The following is a 19600-nucleotide window of genomic DNA, read 5'->3' as shown; positions in this document are numbered from 1 at the left end:
GGAGCCCTGTGGCTCCCCGTCGGGGCGTGTCAGGTTTTCTACCCCTCTATCCCTTGCCCATCTCCAGGACGTAGATTTCCATGTCCTTGTTGCCCCAGCGGATGGCCTCGTTGTATGAGTCCACGAAGAGGTCCACGTGGTAGCCCTTGACGGCGCCGCCCCGGTCCTCCACGGTGGCCTCTCCGTAGCCGGGGATGTAAAGACGGGTCCCCGGGGGAAACACGCGCCAGTCGGCTGCCGCGATGCCCCGGCGCGCCTGGGTGTTCGTGGCCGTAAGGCCGTCCCTCCATTTGGCCACGTCGATGGAGTAGGGGTCGTTGCTGTAGGCCGTGGCCTTCACATTGACCTTCATGGCCGCGGGGATGCTCGCCCGGAGCTTGGTGATTTCCTCATGCATGGCCATGTTCTGCACCATGAGGTCGTTCATCTCCGTTCTGGTGGCCAGGTAGTGATGCATGTACCCCAACAACCACCCCGCGAACAAGAGAATCAGTATGGCCGCCCGCCTGTTCATTGCACCCTTTACCTAACAATATCAATGCCAGGAGAATTGTCAAAGAAATAAAGACGAGTTATGGCGAGAAATGTATCGGGAAAGGGCCCAATATGGTGGAAATGACACAGTGTTAGGGCACAATTCGGCAATTTCACCACTTTTGGTCAACGGCCCTCCTGCGCGCGCACTCGCGCTGTTTCTTCGGCCTGCCTTGGTTGGTACAATAGGGAAATGAACGCCATCCGTTTTCCCGAGGACAGGGAGCGCCTGTATCGCTGGGCCGCCGCGCTGGCGCTGGTGACGGTCTCGTACAATTTTGCCGAGGGCCTGGTCTCCCTGTTTTTCGGGCTCGAGGACAAGACCTTCGCGCTCATGGGCTTCGGCCTCGACTCCTTCGTGGAGGTCATCTCCGGCGTGGGCATCTGGCACATGGTGCGGCGGATACGCCGGGGCGGCCAGGAGAGCCCGGACCGGTTCGAGGCGCGGGCCCTCCGCATCACCGGGGGGGCCTTCTACCTGCTGGCGGCGGGGCTGGCCGTAACGTCAGTCGTCAACCTCGTGGAGGGCCATGCCCCCGTGACCACCTTCTGGGGCATCGTGGTGGCCCTGGTCTCCATAGCCACCATGTGGCTTCTCATCCGCTACAAGATGGGGGTGGGCCTGGCCCTCCGGAGCGAGGCCATCGTCGCGGATGCCGCCTGCACGAGGACCTGCCTTTACCTCTCGGTCATTCTCCTCCTTTCAAGCGGAGGCTACGAGCTGACGGGCATCGGGGGGCTGGACAGCCTGGGGGCGCTCCTCATCGCCCTGCTGGCTTTCCGTGAAGGAAGAGAGGCCTTCCAGAAGGCCCGGGGGAAGCTCTGCTCCTGCGCGGCGGGCACGTGCCCCGGCCCGGAGCAGGCGGAGGACGCCAGAGCGGAGAAGCCCGCTACCCCCATCACCTTCGGCAAAGGCTAGAAACTGGAGACTGGAGATTAAGGGGACTATACAAGGGGACGCCAGTTGGCCCTGCGAGGAACAAACACCCTCACATGAGACGAAGAGAATACTTTTTCTTACCAAGGGGTACGTAGGGACACCGTTAGTCCTCCCTACGTAAAGCAAAGCTTTTCCGTTTTTTCCGGGGGGATACATGAGGGGGAGAAACTCCCCCTTATGCGCAGAGGGGGATACGTAAGGGGGATGCGAAATCCCCCTTACGCCCTCTAGAGATTCAGGGCGTCCAGGAGCCTGCCCACCGTGGGGTTGAACAGAAGCATCCCCCGCCCGGTCAGGCGCACCCTCCGCTGGCCGACCTCAAGAAGACCCTCGTCCTCAAGCTCCCGGAGGGCATCCCCGAGGTCCACACCCAGCTCCCTCTCGCACTTTTCCCTCTCGATGCCCTCCGTCTTCCGGAGGCCGAGGAAGAATACCTCCCTGAGGATGTCCTCCCGGCTGAGGGCGTTGCTTTCGGCCACGGGAAGCGCGCCCTCCGAAAGGCTTGCGATATAGCCCCCGATGTCCCTGGTGTTGCTTTCCCGCCTCTCCCAGAGGAGGGAGTGGGCCCCCGCCCCCAGGCCCAGGTACTCGCCCCTGTCCCAGTAGTTGAGGTTGTGGCGACATTCCCGTCCCGGCCGGGCGTAGTTGGATATCTCATAGCGGAAAAGGCCGTGGGCGGCGAGGGTGTCCACGGTGCGGGCGAACATCTCCAGGACCACGTCCTCCCCGGGCATGACGAGGTCTCCCCGCTCCAGGGCCTCCATGAGCGGGGTGCCCGCCTCGGGGGTGAGCTCGTAGGCCGATATATGGGCCGGGGAAAGGGAGAGGGCGCGCTCGAGGGTCTCCTGCCAGCCCTCCGGGGTCTGCCCCGGGATGCCGAAGACAAGGTCCAGCGAGACGTTCTCAAACCCGGCCTTCCTGGCCCTCTGTGCGGCCTCCTCGGCATCCCGGGCGCTGTGCACCCTTCCCAGGAGCCGCAGGTCCTCGTCCCTGAAGGACTGCACCCCGATGCTCAGGCGGTTCACACCCAGGGAGCGGAGCGTCCCGGCCCTGCCACCTCCCAGGGTGCCGGGGTTGGCCTCCATGGTGACCTCCGCGCCGGGCAGAAGGGTGAAGCGCTCCATGAGCGCCCCGAAGAGGGTTTTTAAGAGCGCATCCGGCAGGACGGTGGGCGTTCCCCCGCCCAGGTAAAGCGTCTTTATCTCGCCCCCCTCCCGCAGGCGGACCTCGCAGGCCAGGGCCTCCACGTACGCCCGGGCGAGCCCGGGGTCGAAGGGCACCGAGAGGAAATCGCAGTAGACGCACTTCCGCACGCAGAAAGGCACGTGGATGTAAACGCTCTCCATACCCCTATCTTAGAGGGGACCAGGGGGGCCAGCCCCCCTTTTTAACTCCATCGAAACGGGTTAGGAAGCAGGCCGTCCTAGGCATAATCCCCTTCGATGTCAAGTCGCTCCGGCCCGCTGGCCGGGGACCAGTCCCCTCTTTAACGCCAGTGAAACGGGACGGGAAGCAGGCCGTCCTAGGCATAATCCCCTTCAGTGTCCAGCCGCTCCAGGCCGCGCCTGGCTACTTGCCCAGGAGGTTCAGGAACGTGTTGTGGTGGTTCTCCTCGTCCCGCAGGATATCCTCGAAGAGCTTTCGGGTGGTGTAGTCCCCCTCCTTCTGGGCAAGCTCGATGATTTCCCGGTAGAGGGCCAGGGCCTCCTCCTCGGCCTTGACGTCGAGTTTGAGCATGGCCTCCGGGTCGGAGCCCCCCACGTTTATGGTTGCGGGCTCGGTGGTGGGCTTCCCGCCCAGGTAGTCCAGGCGCTCGGCTATCATCTCGGCATGGAGCATCTCGGTCAGGGCTATCTGCCGGAAGACGGGCCCCACCGACTGGGCATACAGGCCCTTGACCATCACGTGCTGCCACATGTACTGGATGCTCACCGCTATCTCCCGGGCTATGGCCTGGTTCAGCAGTTCCCCCATCTTCTTCGCTGCCATGGATGTCCCTCCTTGGTGGCTGAGTACCCCAAGTGTACCGGAACGGGAGGGCCGGGGCAAGGCCGCCCGCCGCCTTGCACCGGCCTTGCGGAAGGCTTTTCCGGAAGGGTATACTCAATCTATGAGCGCTACAAATAAGGGAAAAATCCTCATTATCGAGGATGAGCGAAGGATAGCGGACATCACCAGGGCCTACCTCGAGCGGGAGGGCTACCAGGCGGCGGTGGCCGAGACAGGTGAGCAGGCCCTGGCCCTCCTCAAGCAGGACCACGACCTGGTCATCCTGGACCTCATGCTCCCGGACATGGCCGGCGAGGAGATATGCACCCTCCTCAGGGAAAACTCCGACGTGCCCATCATCATGGTGACGGCCAAGAGCGCCGAGGAGGAGAAGGTCAAGGGCCTGCACATCGGGGCCGACGACTACGTGGTCAAGCCCTTCAGTCCGCGGGAGCTGGTGGCGCGGGTGAACGCCCTTCTGAGGAGGACGAGGAAGCCCGTGCGGGTCCTGAGCTTCAACGGCGGCATCCTCACGATAAACGTCCAGAACCACGAGGTACAGCGCGACGGCGCACCCGTGACCCTCACCCCCACGGAGTTCAGGATGCTGCAGATACTGGCCGAACGCCCCCAGGCCGTGCTGAGCAGGCTTCAGCTGGTCAACCTCGCGCAGGGCTACGACTTCGAGGGGTACGAGCGCACCGTGGACGCCCATATCAAGAACCTGAGGCAGAAGATAGAGCCCAACCCGCGTGAGCCCGTCTTCATAAAGACGGTCTACGGCCTGGGATACAAGTTCATCGGCACGCGGGATGAGGACTAAGCTTTTCCTGGCCTTCTTCGCCGTCATCCTCACCGCCCTGGTCAGCAACTTCATCTTCGAGCACCTTATCATCAAGGACTTCGAGGACTATGTCATGGGGGCCCGGGAGGACCGCCTCTACTGGGTGCTGGCCTCGGTGGAGGGCAGTTACGACCCCCGGAGCGGCTGGGACAGGAAGACCCTGGAGGACTACCTGCACTGGGCCACCATGCTGGGGTTCGACGTGCAGGTGCTGGACGCCGGGGGGAAGGGGGTCCTCACCTCGCGGGAGGCCCTGAAGGGGCTCACCCCCACCATGCGGAGGCGCATGGAGGCCCTGGTGAACCTGAACCAGCCGATGGGGGAGTTCGAGAGCTATCCCCTCTTTGCCCAGGGCAAGGAGATAGGCTCCCTGCACATACGGCCCCTGGAGAGGAGGGGGCTTCTGAAGGCCAAGGAGGGCATCTTCAAGCGCCGGGGCCGCACCTTCCTCGTCACCAGCTTCGTCATCGCCGGCGGGGGCGCCGTCTTCCTGTCGGCCGTCTTCAGCATCTTTCTCACCGGCCCCATAAAGCGTCTCACCCGCGCCGCCGGAAAAGTCTCCACCGGGGACCTGAGCGTCCGCGTGCCGGGCGGGTCCAAGGACGAGATAGGCCGGTTCACCCAGGCCTTCAACCACATGGTGGAGTCCCTGGAGAGGGAGGAGGCCCTGAGGAAGCACCTCACCAGCAACGTGGCCCACGAGCTGCGCACCCCGCTGACCGTGATGAAGGCCCACCTGGAGGGCGTGGCCGACGGGGTCGTCCGGTGCGACCGGGAGACCGTGGCCGGGCTGGCCGGCCAGGTGGAGAGGCTCATCTCCCTGGTGGAGGGCATCGAGGACTTCGCCAAGGCCGAGGCCAGCTTCTTCAAGCCAGCCGAATACGAGACCGTGGAGCTGGGCAGCCTCGCCCGGGGCGTCGTGGCCTCCCTTTCCCCCATGCTCGCGGGAAAGCCGGTGGAGGTCTCGGTCCTCCCCGAGGGGGAGTGCGCGGTCACCGCCGACCTGGAGAAACTGGAAATCATCCTCAGAAACATCATCACCAACGCCATAAAGTACACCGACAGAGGCGCCGTCCGGGTGGAGCTGGGCAAGACGGACGGGAGCTTCCACATCCAGGTGAGGGACACCGGGCGGGGCATAGCCCCGGAGGACCTGCCTCATATCTTCAAGAGGTTCTACAAGGGAAAGGGCTCCTCCGGCATGGGCCTGGGGCTGGCCATCGTCAAGGAGCTGGTGGGCATCATGGGCGGCCGGCTCGACGCCACAAGCGACCCGGGCGCAACGGCGCTCCCGGCCTTCAGTGCACCTTTCGGTAGAGACTCAAAGGGCCGAAAGAGCGCCCGCTTTTCAGGATGCCGCCCGCCCCCTCAGGAGAGCTTGACCTCCTTGCTGTATTTCCAGAGGCCGTGGATGTTGCAGTAGCTCGTTGCGTACAGCGTGCCGGGCTTGGCCGTCTTCATCTGCACGGTGACCGCGTGATGGGCGTGCACCGCCCCCGTGTCCGGCCCCTCCAGGCCCTCGCCGTGGGCCGTAAACTGGCAGTTTGCCACCTGCAGGGGGAACTTCTCGCCCTCGGGATGAAAATACAGCTCTATCCAGCGGATGTGGTGCTCCGTCTTGTTGGGATGGGCCACTTCCTTGCCGATGGTGGCCGTTACCGTGAACATCTCGCCGGCCTTCACCTTATCGGGACACTCGATGACAGGTACGTGCTTCTCCGTCTTCCAATCGGCGGTCTGGAAGAGTTCTCCGAATTTGGCCACTGTAACGTCCGCCATGGTGATGCCTCCTTCTCCTGGGATTCCCCGAATAAAAGAGTTGGTTCGCGCCCCGTCTCCGCGCCTTCCGTCAACCGGAATCCGGCTGTTAAGGAAAGCATGTCACCAAACCGGCACCCTGTCAAGCGGTTGGAGAGTCCGGAAACGGCAAAGGAAGGGCGGGCCGGTTTGAAAGCGGCCGCTTAGCTTTTTCGGTAGAGGCGGGAAATGTCCTCTTCGGCCAGAAGCTCCCTGACCACAGGGACGAGGGCCGCTCTTATCTCGTCCCGGGCACGGCGGAACTCGTTCATTACTTCCTCTTCCGTGCCCCGCGCCCCGACCGGGTCGTCGATGGGCAGGTGGAGGCGGCGGACCGAAGGCGGCGTGGAGGGGCAAGTGGCCTCGGCATGGCCACAAACGGTGATGACCAGGTCCATCCGCCGGAGGAGGGCGGGGTCCAGCTCCTTGGAGCTCTGCCCGGAGATGTCGATGCCGGCCTCCCGCATGGCTTTGACGGCCCGCGGGTTGACGCCCGCGGCCATGACGCCCGCGCTGTGGGCTTCTATCCTGCCCTTGCCCATGGCCCTCAGGAACCCCTCGGCCATCTGCGAGCGGATGGAGTTTGCCGTGCACAGCACCATCACCCGCTTCACCGGAGCACCCCCCGCACGATGACGTCCACGGCCTCCTCGGGCGTCAGGCCGTGGGCCAGCAGGGTCTCCAGCTGCCTCTGGTCCACGCTCCCGATGGCGGCCTCGTGGGTGATCTTGGCCCCCGGGTGGGAGACATTGACGATGGGCACAGCCCGGGCCACCGCCCGGTCCCTGACAATCTCCATGCAGTCCACGTGCCCCCGCGCCCCCTGGGCATTGCCCTCCGTGGCCCCGGTTATGTCCCCCCGGGCCTCGTCCTTCAGGGCCACGCGGGTCTTGATGAGGCTCCGGGCGTCCGCGCCGGAGAGGACGACCTTCTCGTCGATGGAAATCCTGTCCCTGCCCCGGCCGAAAACCCGGGCCGTCATCTCCACCACGGCGCTCTCCCGGGCGTCCGCGACGTAGTCGATGCGCAAGTCCCCCACCCTTCCGCGCGTAAGGGAGAAGTCCGTGAAGTACCGGGCACGGGGACCGACCTGCACCCGGGCGGTGGGCCTCACCTCGGCTCCCTCATGCTCCCCGTGGAAATGCACCTCGCTGTAACGCATCTCGGCCCCCTCCTCAAGCCCTATCTCGGCGTCCATCACGTGGCCCACGCCCGAGATGTCGGGAAACACGCAGTGGGCCAGAAAAGACGCCCGGGCCCCCCGCCCGAAGCGCACGTCGAGCACGATGTGCTGAAGCCCGCCGTGGAGCATCCCGAAGCACAGGTGCACGGGCTTCTCAAGCCTCACGCCCTCGGCCACCCGGATGGACGCATCGAGCCCCTCGGGGGTCTCACGGGCCGCGCAGGCGAAACCCTCCACCTCCCGCATGCTCACGATTCTGTTGCCCTCAAGCATCAGGTGGGCCGTGGCCCTGTCCGCAAGGGCGGCGTCCTCGCCGCCGGCCTCGCGATACGCCCGAAGGAGCCCGCCGAGCTCAGACATAGACGCACTCCCGGCCGTCGCATATCACGCACTTCCTGTTGCGGTAGTACTCGGCCACCCTGCCGGGGTCTCCCGCGCAGACGATGCGTCCCCCGCACAGGAGGCTCGCCGTGTCCGCCCCCCGGGCTATCTCCTCCCTGTGGGTGATGAGCAGAACCGACGCCCCCCTGCCCTTGAACGCCTGAATGACGTTTATCACGTCCTTCGTGGAAAGCATGTCGATTCCGCTGTCGGGCTCATCGAGAATCGCCAGTGCGGGGCCGAGCCCGAGCACCGAGGCCAGCTCCACGCGCTTTCTCTGCCCGCCGGAGAGCGAGCGGTCCACCATCCGGTGCAGGTAAAGCTCCGGACTCAACCCCACCATCTCCAACAGAGGGGTCACGGACCCCTTTTCACTGTCATTCGAAGCCTGGTTCTCAGTGGAACCCGCGGCGTTGTCGGGCCGCGTCTGCGGGGCTTCGGGAGTCCCCGGGGTCACGGACCCCTTTTCCTCGTCATCCGAGACGCGGCTCTCAGTAGAGCCCTCGGTGTTATCGGGCTTCGCTTGGAGAGACCGGGAGGTCACGGGGGTCACGGACCCTTTTTCACTGTCATTCGAAGCGTGGTTCTCAGAGAAGCCCGCGATGTCATCGGGCCGGGTGCGGGAGGTCACCGACCCCTCCCTTTTAAAAGCTTCCCCACCAGAGGTCGTGGAAAGGGGTCCGGGACCCCCGGGCCGTTGCCCTGCCGCCCCGGGCCGCTGCCCGGTCGCTGAGGGACGCGCCTGGTCAGTCGTTGTAGGCCCTGCTCGGTCTGTCGTTGCGGGCCGCGCCCACCCCAGGTGCAGGTAGTCCTTGACGGTAATGCCTTCAAACCGCACGGGCTCCTGCCAGGCCATGGTGATGCCCCGGCGGGCCCGCTCGTGGATGGGTAGGCCGGTGATGTCCTCTCCCTTGAAGAAGATGCGGCCGGCCTGGGGCCGGAGGCCTCCGGAGCCCATGATGAGGTTGGCCACGGTGCTCTTGCCGGTGCCGTTGGTGCCCAGGAGGGCGTGAATCTCTCCTTCCTTGATGGAGAAGGTAAGGCCCTTGAGGATGCTTCTCCCTTCCACGGCCAGGGTGAGGTCTCTTATGTCAAGAAGGGCCATTGAGGTGTTCCTCAGTGGGCGTGGTCCTCGTGCTCCTCGTGGGGGCGCACGGAGCAGGTGCGGCAGTACAGCCCGTCGGTGTCGCACTCCATGCACTCGAACTGAAGCATGATGTGCCGGATGCCCTTGTTCCTCAGAAGGTCCTCTATCTCCGTCCGGATGCCTTCCACTTCGCTCAGGAGCCGGTCGCGCACCCAGACGTGGGCCGTGAAGGCCACCCTGCCGTGGGTAAGGGAGCGGATGTGCACGTCGTGGACCCCCAGGACTTCCGGCAGGGAGAGAATCTCGTCGGCAATCTCCTCGACGTGAAAGCCCCTGGGCACGAGGTCGAGGAAGATGCTCCCGGCCTCCCGCACCACCCGGACACCCCCGACGATGATGATGGCGCCGATGAGAAGGCCCGCCAGGGGGTCGGCATAGACCCAGCCTGTAAAGTAGATGACCACGCCCGAGGCGATTACCCCCAGGGAGGACAGGGTGTCCCCCAGGACGTGGAGCCACGCGCTGCGGACGTTGAGGTCCTCGTGGTGGTGGCCCAGGATGGCGGCCATCAGAAGGTTGGCGAGAAAGCCGCCCACGGCCACCGGGAGCATCACGCCGAGGTGGACCTCCGGGGGGTTCATGAAACGCAGGTAGGACTCGTAGAAAATGTACAGGGCGATGCCCAGAAGGCTCAGCCCGTTTATGGCCGCCGCAAGGATGCCCACCCGGTGATAGCCGTAGGTCGCCCGGGGGTCCAGCGGCCTCATGCTGATGCGCGCGGCCGCCACGCTCAGCCCCAGGGCCAGGGAGTCCGTAAACACATGGCCCGCGTCGCTCAACAGGGCAAGGCTGTTGCTGATGATGCCGCCGGCCACCTCCGCCACGAGGATGAGCGCCGTGATGGAAAACGTTATGGTCAGCCGCTTCTCGGGCTTCATCGCACTCATGTTTTTATTTTATCGGAACGCACCCGTCCGTGCCAGAGGGTGATGAAAGGGGAAAGGTCTGCCGAAGGCGACGGAGCCCGGTTCTCTCAGGGAGAAGCGTCCATGCGCCTGAACTCTTCCAAAAGCTCCTTCTCCGTGATGAGGTTCTTCCTCAGGAGAAGTTTTACCAGGGCCTCGTAGAGCGACGGATGCCCCGCCCCGGCAACACCGCTTTGGGGCGGGTGCGGCCCGCAGCGGCCGGACGGAATGGATGACCCGGGCATTCGGGCTGTCCGTCCCGCGCCCTCGGTCCTCACGGTCCATCCGGCCCATTTCTTCTCCATCGACGCCTCGAAGTCCGTCCCCTCCAGCCCGTAATGCCTGACGATGGCCGCGATGATGTCCGGCTCCAGGGCCATCAGGGGGCGGATTCTCTTTCCGAGGAGAAACTGAAGGGTGTCCATCACTTCCAGGTCCATGGGGTTGGTGGCTGCCAGGGTGAGGGTCTTGCCGTCGTACTCCACGGGTATGACCAGGTACGAGGTGGCCAGGTCCGCCGGCACCAGGCGCAAGACCTCTTCCGGGATGTCCCGGTCGAAAAGCTGAATCCACCGTATGCCGAGCTGCTCCTCCAGGACGAGGGCCAGCTCCCGCTCGGCGACGAACCCCAGCCGGAGAAGCTCGGCCCCGAGCTTGCCGCCCCACTGTTTCTGCTCCCCGAGGGCCACGGCAAGCTGCATCTCGTCGATGAGGCCCGCCTCAAGGAGCATCTCCCCCAGGCGCTTTCTGCGGTTCCTCCCGCTCTTGCGTACGGACATGCGTCCTCCCCTCTCTCGAAAGCGCCCTACTATAGCATTTTCGCCTGGTGGCCCGGAAGGCCCGTGCTCACCGGAAGAGGGTCAGACAGGGCGGGAGCCGATGTATTTTTCCCAGACCTCAAAAAGGCCCTTGGTGGCGAAGAGGTCCCGGGCGCAGTAGCGGGCGATGTCCAGGTGGCGGCCCTCGCGGTACAGGCCGGCCACCTCGTAGCCGCTCATCTCCTGCTTGGGGCTCTCCAGGCCCAGGGCGCGGCACCATATGTCCAGGCTGAACTTCCGCCTGACCGAGCCGAAGAAGGAGAGGCGGTCCATGAGGTCGATGTGCAGGTCGCTGTAGCGGTTGGGCATGAGGTCCCGCGTGGGCGCTATGCCGTGCACGGCGGAGCGCACCAGGAGAAAGGGGCAGTCGAAACCCCGGCCGTTAAAGGTGACCAGGGATTCATAGGTCCGCACCGTCTCCCAGAACCTGGCCAGTATCTCCCTCTCGGAGCCCGTGGCGTACGTGATGCCGCCCTCCTCGAAGGGCAGGAGGGGGTCCTCGCCGGGGGTCTGGAAATACACGGCTCCGCGGGAGGTGTCGGGGTTGAGCAGGCCGATGGCCACCACCTCGGCCGTCACCGGGTAGAAGCCCAGGGTCTCCTCGACCTCCTTGACCTCCTCGGCCGTCTGTTTCCCCCGCAGAAAGTACGCCCTGGTGACATCGTCGAGCTCGCGAAGCTCCTTGCCTACCGTCTCGATGTCAACTATGAGCCGGGACATTCTCCACGCGGGGCAGAAACTCGCCGTCGGGAAGCTTCTTGAACGTCTCCCAGGCCTTCAGAAGGTCGATGGCCCGCTGAAGCTGGGTGTCGTCCTCCGGGCTCAGGCTGGAGAATATGACGGCCTTCTCCTCGCCGGTATCCGATGCGTCGCCCTGGCCCGCCTGTTCGTTCTCCAGGTGGCCCTTGAGGTCCTTCTCCCGCACCACGACGTGCTCGGCGGCTCCGTTGGCGGACTTCAGCTTCACCACGATATCCGGGGTTATGCCCGTGTTCTGGATGCTCTGGCCCTTGGGCGTATAGTACCGGGCGGTGGTGAGCCTGAGGCCCGAGCCGTCCGAAAGGCCGATGACGCTTTGCACGGAGCCCTTGCCGAAGGTCTCGGTCCCCAGCACGATGGCCCGCCTCCAGTCCTTGAGCGCGCCGGCCACTATCTCCGAAGCGCTGGCGCTCCCCTGGTTGACCAGGACCACCATCGGGATGTCCTGATAGGGCCCGTCCTGCACCGTGCGGTAGTCGGTGCGGTCCTCGGCCCGGCCCTTCGTATAGACCACCAGCTTGCCCGAGGGCAGGAACAGGTTGGCCACGTCGATGGAGCTGGTGAGGAGCCCGCCGGGGTTGTTCCGGAGGTCCAGGATGAGGGCGGTGACCTCCTCCTTGCCCACCAGGTCCTGGAGCGCCGCCTCCATCTCGGCCGCGGACTTCTCCTGGAACTGCTTGAGCCGCACGTAACCGATGCCGTCCTCGACGACCTTCGCATCCACGCTCTTTATCTCGATGATGTCCCGGACGATGGCGTAGTCCTTCGGCTCCTTCTCGCCCTCGCGGAAGATGGTGATGACGACCGAGGTGCCCTTGGGGCCGCGCATCTTGTTGACGGCCTCCTGGAGGCTCATGTCCTGGGTGGACTCACCGTCTATCTTGATGATCTTATCGCCGGCCTCTATGCCCGCGCGCCAGGCCGGGGTGTCCTCGATGGGGGCGATGACGGTAAGGACGCCGTCCTTCATGGATATCTGGATGCCCAGGCCGCCGAACTTCCCGCGGGTGTCTATCTGCATCTCCTTGTACATGTCCGGCGTCATGAACCCCGAGTGGGGGTCCAGGGACTTCAGCATGCCGGCCAGGGCGTCGTAGATGAGGTCCTGGGTATTGGTCTCCTCGACGTACTTGGTTTTCACCACCGAGAGGACCTCGGTGAAGACCTTGAGGCCTTCGTATACTTCGCCCTCCGCGCTCACCCGGGAGCCGGGGGCCCAGACGGCCAGGGAAATGGCCGCCACTACGGCAAGCGTAACAAGGAGGGCCAGAGCCCTCTTCCTTCGCATCACGTCGCTATCCCCTCCAGTTCTATCGCCTGTTTTTCGACAGCCATTGGGTCGGGTTCAGCGGTTTGCCGTTGTAGCGAATCTCAAAATAAAGGGACGGCCTGCTCAGCATTCCCGAGGTGCCGACCCGCCCTATGACATCGTCCTTCCCTATTATATCGCCTTGCTTCAAAAAAATCTCCGAGAGGTTCCCGTACAGGGAGTGGTAGCCGCCCCCGTGGTTGATGATGACCACCTGCCCGTAGCCCCGGAACCAGTCGGCATAGACCACGTCCCCGCCGTGCACGGCGCGGGCCAGGGCGCCCGGGGGGGCGGCGATGTAGATGCCGTTTCGGAATACCGGGGTCTTGAAGCGCGGGTCCTCCTGCACGCCGTAGGGGACGGCCACCGGGCCGTGCACCGGCCAGGGCAGCCTGCCCTTGAGCTTGCGGATGCTCGTCCCCCGGTAGCGGGTGGCCTGCTTGTACTGCTTGAGCATTTTCTGCAGGCGGGCCGAGGACCGCCGGAGCTCCTTGAGCATACGCTCATAGGAGCCCTTCTTGCTCCGGACCCGGGCCAGCAGCGCCTCCTTTTTCTTCTTCTCCCCGAGGAGGGCCTTCTCCGCCAGGAGCACCTTGTGCTCCTGATCCTTGAGCTCGCCGGTGACGGCCGCCAGCTCCTTGCGCTTTTGGGCACGCTCCGTGAGGTCGGCACGGTAAGCCTCCATGACGTCCTTGTCGTGGCGGGCCAGGACCCCCAGGTAGTGCCACCGCCTCACCAGCTGCCCCAGGTCGCTGGAGCCCGAAAGCACAAGCAGCATGTCCCCGGACCTGCTGTGCCGGTTCATGGCCCTCAGTTTCCGGACCAGCCAGTGCTTCCTGTCCTCGATGCGGGCCTCGAGAAAGGCCATCTCGCCCTCCAGGACGACCGTGCGGCTCTGGGTCTTCTTGAGCTTGGCCCTGTAGACGGACAGCTGCTTGGAGACCCGCACCAGCTTGCGGTCGGCCGCCTCCAGCTCCTTGAGGGTGACCCGCTCGAGCTTCCGCGCGCTCTTCAGCTGCGCTTCGTTGCCCTCTATCTTCTTCTGGACGTCCTCGAGGCGCTCCTGTACCGTGCCGGGGTCTTCGGCTGCAAATGCGGAGGGAACGAGCAGCACCAGGGAGAAGGCCGCGGCCAGAAGCAGGCTCACTCGCCGGAAAGCCATACGCTCAGAACTTTATCCTGCCCACGGCGAAGAAGGCCCCCACCAGGCCGACCAGGAGGCCCGCCGGCGGAGCGAGGAGGACCAGTTCCGAGGGGGTGGCTATGCTCAGAACGGCCGGCAGGGAGGCCCCCAGGCTCCCCAGCACCACGGAGTAAAGGACGGCCACACTGAGCCCGCTTATCGCGCCCCCGGCCAGCCCCACCACGCCGCCCTCGATGAGGAAGGGGGAGCGGATGAACCACCGGGTGGCCCCGAGGAGCTTCAGGGTGTCGATTTCGGGTTTCTTCCTGTAAAAGAGTATCTTCACCGTGCTGTAGCAGACGAAGAGCACCCCCGCCGAGAGGACCGTCACCAGAAAGAGCCCGAAGGCCCGCGAATAGCGGCCCACGCTCCTGATGGCCGCAAGCAGCTCCTCGCCGTACTGCACGTCCTGCACCCCCTGGAGGCCCGAGAGCGTGGCGGCCAGGTCGCCCACCCGGCCGCCCTTGACGGCCTCTTCCCCGAGCGTAAGCACCAGGGCGTCGGGAAGGGGGTTTTCATCCAGGCCCTCCAGGACGAAATCGGCGTCCTTGAGGGTGGAGGCCAGGTCCCTCAAGGCGTCGTCCTTGGAGACGTAGACGACCTTCTTCACCCCCGAGAGCCCCCGGACGGCCTTCATGACGTCCCCGGTGGCCCCGTCGTCCAGGCCGTCCTTCAGATAGGCGGTGATGGTGAAGCGCTCCGGCAGGGACCGGGTGGCCAGGTTGAGGTTGTAGACCACCAGGGCAGCCAGCATCATGATGAACAGGCCCGCCCCGATGGTGCACATGGACAGCACGTTTATCCATTTCTCTTTCCAGAGGCCCTCGAAGGCCACGCGGAAGGGATAGCTCACAGGCCCGCCTCCGGGAAAAGGCCGCCGCCCTCCAGGCGGAAGACCCTGCCCGCCGAGCCCCGGAAGAGGTCGCGGTTATGGGTTGCGTGAAGCACCGTGGTCCCCCGGGCGTTTATCTCCTTGAAGATGCGCATGATGCCCCAGGCCGTTTCGGGATCGAGGTTGCCGGTGGGCTCGTCGGCCAGAAGCACCGTGGGCTCCCCGATGAGGGCCCGGGCGATGGCCACCCGCTGCTGCTCGCCGCCGGAGAGGGTGGGCGGATAGCTGTCGGCCTTGTGCCGGAGGTTGACCATCTTCAGGGTCTCGAAGACGGCGGGCTTGATGGCCGACTCCGGCAGGCCCCGCACCCTCAGGGTGAGGGCCACGTTCTCGTAGGCGGTGCGCCGCTCCAGGAGCTTGAAGTCCTGAAACACCACACCCACCTTCCGCCTGAGGCGCGGGATGTCGGAGTCCCCGAGCTGGTCTATCCGCTGCCCGTCCACGGTGATGGTGCCGTGGTCGGGCTCCTCGGCAAGGAAGATGAGCCTCAAAAGCGTGGTCTTGCCCGCCCCGCTGGGGCCGGTCACGTAGGCCATCTCGCCGCGCTCCACCGAAAAGGTGATGTCCTTGAGGGCGGAAAGGGCGTCGTAGGTCTTCGAGACGTTCTGGAAATGTATCACTGGCCCTCCGGCCCGACGATGTAATCGATGATGGTCTCCTCCAGGGACTTCTCCTTCCCGTTGCCGGAGGCCGCGGGGTCGGGGTCTTGGCTCCAGCCGCCCTTCATGAGCTTGCGGATGACCGTGCGGTGCTGCTCCTTCATCCGCTCCAGGGCCTTCTCCTCCCAGTTCTCGTCGATGAGGAGGTCGGCATAGCTGGATTTCTCGGAGGCCAGTATCTCGCCCTTGTGGTAAAGGAGGGTGGTAAACACAGGGTTTCTCGCGCCGCCGTCTTCGGTCTGCACGTGGTACATCTTGCCCTTGAAAGGGACGTTGGTGTTGAACCCTGTAAGCATCGGGATATTATACTATAAACCCGGCCGGGCAGGAATTGAAAGCCCGGCTCTGAAAAAACGTGCAAACCCTCGATTCGCGCGCATTCCGGGAGAGGTGGCGCCGTGGCGGACATTCTGAGGCTCACGCTGTCTTTTCTGCTCATCGTCGTTCTGCTGAGGATGAAGATGAAGATAGGCTACGTCATGCTCATGGCGGCGGGCTTTCTCTCCCTGTCGGCCTGGATGAGCCCCTATGAAGTGGGCCGGGCGGTATACGTCTCGCTGACCGACCCCGTGACGGTGGAGCTCATTGCCGCGCTCTGGCTCATCAGGATGTTCGAGATGGTCCTCCGGGAGCACGACATCCTCGGCGAGATGATGGCGGCCGCCGGTGCGCTTACGCCGAGCCGCCGCGCGGCCATCGTCTCCATGCCCCTTCTCATCGGGACGCTCCCCTCGGTGGGCGGGGCCTATTTCAGCGCCCCCATGGTGGAGGCGGCCACCAGGGGGGAGGAGATGCCTCCGGAGGAAAAGGGCTTCGTCAACTACTGGTACCGCCATCCCTGGGAATACGTGCTTCCCCTGTACCCGGGCATACTCCTGGCCGCGGCCCTCTCGGGCATCGCGCTCCGGGACCTCATCCTGGCAAACCTCGTCTTTGCCGGGGTGATGGCCGCCTCGGGGTTTGCGGTGAGCATGCGAAACGTGAGGGGAAAGGAGGGCGGCCGGGGCCGGGAGGCGGGAAGAAAGCGCCTGGCGAGCTTCCTTCCCATCGGAGGGGTGCTCCTCCTGGTCATCGCCTTCCGGATGGAGCTGTACATGGCCATCCTGGTAGTGCTGGCCGCCCTGTTTCTGTTTTACCGCTACGGGTGGAAAGACCTGGCGAGGACCCTCCGGTACGGGATTTCCTGGGAGGTGGCCGTGCTCATCGGCGGGGTGATGCTCTTCAAGGGAGTAATGCAGGCTTCCGGCGCCGTGGAGAACCTCAGCGCGTACGCGGCCGCCCAGGGCGTGCCCCTTCTGCCCACGCTGTTTTTCCTTCCCCTCGCCACGGGGCTCTTGACGGGCCTTACCATAGGATTCGTGGGCTCCACCTTTCCGCTTCTGGCCAGCCTGGCCGGGGGCGGCTCTCTGGGGGCCGTGGCCCTGGCCTTCGCCGCGGGGTTTACGGGGGTGCTCTTCTCCCCCGTGCACGTCTGCCTGGTCCTCACCCGGGAGTACTTCGCCGCCGACATGGCGGGCATCTACCGGCGGATGCTCCTTCCCGCGGCCCTGGTGCTCGCCGCGGCCTTCGCGCTTTATTTTCTTCTGTGAGCGGCCTTCGCAGGAAACACGCGATGGAGGAAAAGAGAAAAGCCACTGGTGGGCGGCTGGCCGCCCGCTGGTGGCCTGGCGGCCGATTGACCGGTATTTGTTTTTTGTGATAAGGTTTTATTCTTTTCGGCGACCTTCGGGCGCCGGAAAGATTTTTCTTCGGAGGACGCGGTGAAGAAGATCGTTCTAGCCTACTCCGGGGGGCTTGACACCTCGGTGGCCATCGCCTGGCTCAAGGAGCGGTACGGCGCGGAGGTCGTCGCCTTCTGCGCCGACCTGGGCCAGAAGGAGGACCTGAGGGCGGTACGGAAAAAGGCCCTCGCCACCGGGGCCTCGAAGGTCTACGTGGAGGACCTGAGGGAGGAGTTCGTCCGCGACCATGTCTTTCCCATGCTCCGGGCGGGCGCCGTCTACGAGGGGGGCTACCTGCTGGGCACCTCCATCGCCCGGCCCCTCATCGCCAAAAAACAGATAGAGGTGGCGCGCAGGGAGAAGGCCACTGCCGTGGCCCACGGGGCCACGGGCAAGGGAAACGACCAGGTGCGCTTTGAGCTTGCCTACTACGCCCTCATGCCCGAGGTCACGGTCGTCGCGCCCTGGCGCGAGTGGGGCTTCGAGGGCCGCGAGGCCCTCATCCAGTATGCGAAGGAAAAGGGCATCCCGGTGCCCGCCACCCGGAAAAAGCCGTACTCCACCGACATGAACCTCCTGCATATAAGCTACGAGGGAGGAGTTCTGGAGGACCCCTGGGCCGAGCCCCCGGCGGACATGTACACCATGATGGTGCCGCCGGAGCGGGCCCCCCAGAAGCCCGCCTACGTGGAGGTGGGCTACCACGAGGGAAACCCGGTGAGTGTGAACGGGCGGAGGATGAAGCCCCACACGCTCCTTGAGAAGCTCAACGCCCTGGCCGGCAGCCACGGGGTGGGACGCCTGGACATCGTGGAGAACCGCTTCGTGGGGATGAAGTCCCGGGGGGTCTACGAGACCCCCGGGGGGACCGTGCTTCACGCCGCGCACAGGGCCGTGGAGTCGGTCACCCTGGACAGGGAGGTCATGCACCTCGGCAACTCCCTCATGCCCCGGTACGCCGAGCTGGTGTACAACGGCTTCTGGTTCTCCCCCGAGCGGGAGGCCCTGCAGGGCATGGTGGACGACATCCAGAAGAAGGTAACCGGCACCGCCCGGCTCAAGCTCTACAAGGGCTCGGTCTCCGTGGTGGGCCGAAAGTCCCCGGTGAGCCTCTACCACCCGGGCTATGCTACCTTCGGGCCCGAGCGGGTATACGACCAGGCCGACGCCGAGGGGTTCATAAAGCTTACCGCCTTACGCCTGAGAATCGGACGCCTTCTGGGCCGCCAGTAAGGCCGGCCGCCCGTGGACACCGCCCTGCTGGCCCTCTGTTCCCTCCCCCTGCTGGGACCGATGACCGTGCGGCGCCTGCTCCGGCACTTCGGCTCCGCGGAGGCCGTCTTCGGGGCCGACACGGGGGAGCTTGCCCGGGTGCCGGGCATGGGGGGAAAAAGGGCCGCGGGCATCCGGGAGTTCGGGGGCTTCGAGGAGCTGGAGAGGAATCTCGCCCTGCTCCGGCGCGAAGGCGTCAGGGTATGCCTGGAGGGCGAGGAGGGCTACCCCGAGGGTCTCCTCGCCCTGGGCGAGGACGCGCCCCTGGTGCTTTACCTGAGGGGAGAAATCGTCCGGGAGGACCGGTTCGCCGTGGCCATGGTGGGCTCACGGCGGCCCACCCGCTACGGGCTGGCCACGGCCGAGACAATGGCCGCCGAGCTGGCCGGCATGGGCCTTACCGTGGTGAGCGGATTGGCCCGGGGCGTGGATGCCGCCGCCCACAAGGGGGCGCTCAAGGCCGGCGGGCGGACCCTGGGCGTGCTGGGCTCGGGAATAGACGTGCTTTATCCGGCCGAAAACAGGGGGCTCATGCTCCGGATGACCGAGACCGGGGCGGTGATGTCGGAATTTCCGCCGGGCAGGCCGCCGCTTCAGCAGAATTTCCCCCGGCGAAACAGGCTCATAAGCGGCTTGTCCCTGGGGGTGGTGGTCATCGAGGCCGCGGCCCGGTCCGGCTCGCTCATTACGGCCCGCCATGCCCTGGAGCAGGGCAAGGAAGTATTCGCCGTCCCGGGCAACATCAGCTCGGCGGTCTCCGAAGGGACCAACGCCCTCATACGCGACGGGGCACGCGTCGCCCTGGGGGCCCAAGATGTGATTCAGGAACTTGCGCCCCAGCTCCGAGGTTATATAAAATCTGCCAGAAGGGGGGACACGGTCCCTCTCTCCGACGAGGAGAAGGCCCTATGCGAGGCGATGAGCAGGGAGCCCAGGCATATAGACGACATCTCCCGGGAGTGCGGGATGGGCGTCTCCACGGCCTTGGCCCTTCTGCTTCAGCTGGAGCTGAAAGGGGTCGTCGGACAGACTGAGGGGAAGAGGTTTCAGATTCTTTAGGCGTGGCAAAGGGACAGATAGAAGAAACCCGGGAATTCACGGACTACCTCAATGACTCCGAGGCAATGGACAGCCTCCGGGCGGCGATGGTCCTTATCCTCATGAGGGAGACCGACATGGACATGGACACCATCTACTCCGTGGTCTTCCTGGGCGGAGACAAGATTACCTGGCATTAGAACCTGTCTCAAAAATTGATTTCGAAGCG

22 protein-coding genes are annotated in these 19600 nt (G+C 64.9%); 7 read left to right on the top strand and 15 right to left on the bottom strand.

The window, feature by feature from the left end:
* Positions 1–46: 46 nt before the first annotated feature.
* Positions 47–514 (bottom strand): 3D domain-containing protein, encoded by a 468-nt coding sequence (locus P8Y39_02370; GenBank protein MEJ2191183.1) that lies wholly within the window; start codon positions 512–514, stop codon positions 47–49.
* Positions 515–727: 213 nt separating this feature from the next.
* Between P8Y39_02370 and P8Y39_02365 the strand changes: the two genes are divergently transcribed.
* Positions 728–1453: a cation transporter gene (locus tag P8Y39_02365; protein MEJ2191182.1), complete on the top strand. Its 726-nt coding sequence runs from the start codon at positions 728–730 to the stop codon at positions 1451–1453.
* Between the two features lie 248 nt (positions 1454–1701).
* Here P8Y39_02365 and hemW read toward each other — a convergent pair whose 3' ends face one another.
* Positions 1702–2820 (bottom strand): radical SAM family heme chaperone HemW, encoded by a 1119-nt coding sequence (gene hemW, locus P8Y39_02360; protein MEJ2191181.1) that lies wholly within the window; start codon positions 2818–2820, stop codon positions 1702–1704.
* A gap of 223 nt (positions 2821–3043) precedes the next feature.
* Positions 3044–3463, bottom strand: a complete 420-nt coding sequence (locus tag P8Y39_02355) for a ferritin-like domain-containing protein (GenBank protein ID MEJ2191180.1) — start codon at positions 3461–3463, stop codon at positions 3044–3046.
* A gap of 121 nt (positions 3464–3584) precedes the next feature.
* Here P8Y39_02355 and P8Y39_02350 point away from each other — a divergent pair, with 121 nt between their 5' ends.
* Both P8Y39_02350 and P8Y39_02345 read left to right on the top strand, forming a co-directional pair.
* Positions 3585–4286 (top strand): response regulator transcription factor, encoded by a 702-nt coding sequence (locus P8Y39_02350; GenBank protein MEJ2191179.1) that lies wholly within the window; start codon positions 3585–3587, stop codon positions 4284–4286.
* Positions 4276–5730, top strand: a complete 1455-nt coding sequence (locus P8Y39_02345; protein MEJ2191178.1) for a HAMP domain-containing sensor histidine kinase — start codon at positions 4276–4278, stop codon at positions 5728–5730. Before P8Y39_02350 ends, P8Y39_02345 begins: the two co-directional genes overlap by 11 nt.
* On the opposite strand, the gene P8Y39_02340 is transcribed toward P8Y39_02345, so the two are convergent.
* The 12 genes from P8Y39_02340 to P8Y39_02285 all read right to left on the bottom strand — a co-directional run bounded on the left by P8Y39_02340 (position 5676) and on the right by P8Y39_02285 (position 15636).
* Positions 5676–6086 (bottom strand): class II SORL domain-containing protein, encoded by a 411-nt coding sequence (locus P8Y39_02340; GenBank protein ID MEJ2191177.1) that lies wholly within the window; start codon positions 6084–6086, stop codon positions 5676–5678. The genes P8Y39_02345 and P8Y39_02340 overlap by 55 nt on opposite strands.
* A 182-nt stretch (positions 6087–6268) precedes the next feature.
* Positions 6269–6706 carry an arsenate reductase ArsC gene (locus tag P8Y39_02335; protein MEJ2191176.1) on the bottom strand — a complete coding sequence of 146 codons (438 nt, stop codon included), beginning with the start codon at positions 6704–6706 and terminating at the stop codon, positions 6269–6271.
* Positions 6707–6714: 8 nt separating this feature from the next.
* Positions 6715–7647 (bottom strand): SufD family Fe-S cluster assembly protein, encoded by a 933-nt coding sequence (locus tag P8Y39_02330; GenBank protein MEJ2191175.1) that lies wholly within the window; start codon positions 7645–7647, stop codon positions 6715–6717.
* A complete protein-coding gene (locus tag P8Y39_02325; protein ID MEJ2191174.1) occupies positions 7640–8773 on the bottom strand; it encodes an ATP-binding cassette domain-containing protein in 1134 nt (377 codons plus the stop codon). The genes P8Y39_02330 and P8Y39_02325 overlap by 8 nt, the downstream gene beginning before the upstream one ends.
* A gap of 11 nt (positions 8774–8784) precedes the next feature.
* On the bottom strand, positions 8785–9702 hold the full coding sequence (locus tag P8Y39_02320) for a cation diffusion facilitator family transporter (GenBank protein ID MEJ2191173.1): 918 nt from the start codon (positions 9700–9702) through the stop codon (positions 8785–8787).
* An 86-nt stretch (positions 9703–9788) separates the two neighbouring features.
* A complete protein-coding gene (locus tag P8Y39_02315; GenBank protein ID MEJ2191172.1) occupies positions 9789–10499 on the bottom strand; it encodes a hypothetical protein in 711 nt (236 codons plus the stop codon).
* A gap of 81 nt (positions 10500–10580) precedes the next feature.
* Positions 10581–11258, bottom strand: coding sequence for a ribonuclease H-like domain-containing protein (locus P8Y39_02310; GenBank protein MEJ2191171.1), 678 nt, complete (start codon positions 11256–11258; stop codon positions 10581–10583).
* Entirely contained in the window at positions 11239–12585 is a 1347-nt protein-coding gene (locus P8Y39_02305) for a S41 family peptidase (protein ID MEJ2191170.1), read from the bottom strand. Before P8Y39_02305 ends, P8Y39_02310 begins: the two co-directional genes overlap by 20 nt.
* Before the next feature lie 22 nt (positions 12586–12607).
* The gene (locus P8Y39_02300) at positions 12608–13768 is read right to left on the bottom strand and encodes a peptidoglycan DD-metalloendopeptidase family protein (protein MEJ2191169.1); all 1161 of its coding nucleotides are present in this window, start codon (positions 13766–13768) and stop codon (positions 12608–12610) included.
* 4 nt (positions 13769–13772) lie between these two features.
* Complete coding sequence (locus tag P8Y39_02295; GenBank protein ID MEJ2191168.1) at positions 13773–14642, bottom strand: ABC transporter permease; 870 nt, start codon at positions 14640–14642, stop codon at positions 13773–13775.
* The gene (gene ftsE, locus P8Y39_02290; GenBank protein ID MEJ2191167.1) at positions 14639–15301 is read right to left on the bottom strand and encodes a cell division ATP-binding protein FtsE; all 663 of its coding nucleotides are present in this window, start codon (positions 15299–15301) and stop codon (positions 14639–14641) included. Before ftsE ends, P8Y39_02295 begins: the two co-directional genes overlap by 4 nt.
* Positions 15298–15636, bottom strand: a complete 339-nt coding sequence (locus tag P8Y39_02285; GenBank protein MEJ2191166.1) for a hypothetical protein — start codon at positions 15634–15636, stop codon at positions 15298–15300. Before P8Y39_02285 ends, ftsE begins: the two co-directional genes overlap by 4 nt.
* A 102-nt stretch (positions 15637–15738) precedes the next feature.
* On the opposite strand from P8Y39_02285, the gene P8Y39_02280 reads away from it, so the two are divergent.
* From P8Y39_02280 to P8Y39_02265, 4 genes are all read left to right on the top strand, one after another.
* On the top strand, positions 15739–16929 hold the full coding sequence (locus P8Y39_02280) for a DUF401 family protein (protein ID MEJ2191165.1): 1191 nt from the start codon (positions 15739–15741) through the stop codon (positions 16927–16929).
* 171 nt (positions 16930–17100) lie between these two features.
* Complete coding sequence (locus tag P8Y39_02275) at positions 17101–18294, top strand: argininosuccinate synthase (GenBank protein ID MEJ2191164.1); 1194 nt, start codon at positions 17101–17103, stop codon at positions 18292–18294.
* A gap of 12 nt (positions 18295–18306) precedes the next feature.
* Positions 18307–19392 (top strand): DNA-processing protein DprA, encoded by a 1086-nt coding sequence (dprA, locus tag P8Y39_02270; GenBank protein MEJ2191163.1) that lies wholly within the window; start codon positions 18307–18309, stop codon positions 19390–19392.
* Between the two features lie 2 nt (positions 19393–19394).
* Positions 19395–19571, top strand: coding sequence for a hypothetical protein (locus P8Y39_02265; protein MEJ2191162.1), 177 nt, complete (start codon positions 19395–19397; stop codon positions 19569–19571).
* The last annotated feature ends 29 nt before the right edge of the window (positions 19572–19600 follow it).

It is taken from the genome of Nitrospirota bacterium (genome assembly GCA_037386965.1).
Classification (GTDB): Bacteria; Nitrospirota; Thermodesulfovibrionia; order Thermodesulfovibrionales; family JdFR-86; genus JARRLN01.
This window is presented reverse-complemented; position numbering and strand designations above follow the sequence as displayed.

Excerpts from the sequence above, each read along its gene's own strand:
- P8Y39_02370 (MEJ2191183.1), bottom strand. The coding sequence starts at position 514 with ATGAACAGGCGGGCGGCCATACTGATTCTCTTGTTCGCGGGGTGGTTG.
- P8Y39_02365 (MEJ2191182.1), top strand. The coding sequence starts at position 728 with ATGAACGCCATCCGTTTTCCCGAGGACAGGGAGCGCCTGTATCGCTGG.
- hemW (MEJ2191181.1), bottom strand. The coding sequence starts at position 2,820 with ATGGAGAGCGTTTACATCCACGTGCCTTTCTGCGTGCGGAAGTGCGTC.
- P8Y39_02355 (MEJ2191180.1), bottom strand. The coding sequence starts at position 3,463 with ATGGCAGCGAAGAAGATGGGGGAACTGCTGAACCAGGCCATAGCCCGG.
- P8Y39_02350 (MEJ2191179.1), top strand. The coding sequence starts at position 3,585 with ATGAGCGCTACAAATAAGGGAAAAATCCTCATTATCGAGGATGAGCGA.
- P8Y39_02345 (MEJ2191178.1), top strand. The coding sequence starts at position 4,276 with ATGAGGACTAAGCTTTTCCTGGCCTTCTTCGCCGTCATCCTCACCGCC.
- P8Y39_02340 (MEJ2191177.1), bottom strand. The coding sequence starts at position 6,086 with ATGGCGGACGTTACAGTGGCCAAATTCGGAGAACTCTTCCAGACCGCC.
- P8Y39_02335 (MEJ2191176.1), bottom strand. The coding sequence starts at position 6,706 with ATGGTGCTGTGCACGGCAAACTCCATCCGCTCGCAGATGGCCGAGGGG.
- P8Y39_02330 (MEJ2191175.1), bottom strand. The coding sequence starts at position 7,647 with ATGTCTGAGCTCGGCGGGCTCCTTCGGGCGTATCGCGAGGCCGGCGGC.
- P8Y39_02325 (MEJ2191174.1), bottom strand. The coding sequence starts at position 8,773 with ATGGCCCTTCTTGACATAAGAGACCTCACCCTGGCCGTGGAAGGGAGA.
- P8Y39_02320 (MEJ2191173.1), bottom strand. The coding sequence starts at position 9,702 with ATGAGTGCGATGAAGCCCGAGAAGCGGCTGACCATAACGTTTTCCATC.
- P8Y39_02315 (MEJ2191172.1), bottom strand. The coding sequence starts at position 10,499 with ATGTCCGTACGCAAGAGCGGGAGGAACCGCAGAAAGCGCCTGGGGGAG.
- P8Y39_02310 (MEJ2191171.1), bottom strand. The coding sequence starts at position 11,258 with ATGTCCCGGCTCATAGTTGACATCGAGACGGTAGGCAAGGAGCTTCGC.
- P8Y39_02305 (MEJ2191170.1), bottom strand. The coding sequence starts at position 12,585 with ATGCGAAGGAAGAGGGCTCTGGCCCTCCTTGTTACGCTTGCCGTAGTG.
- P8Y39_02300 (MEJ2191169.1), bottom strand. The coding sequence starts at position 13,768 with ATGGCTTTCCGGCGAGTGAGCCTGCTTCTGGCCGCGGCCTTCTCCCTG.
- P8Y39_02285 (MEJ2191166.1), bottom strand. The coding sequence starts at position 15,636 with ATGCTTACAGGGTTCAACACCAACGTCCCTTTCAAGGGCAAGATGTAC.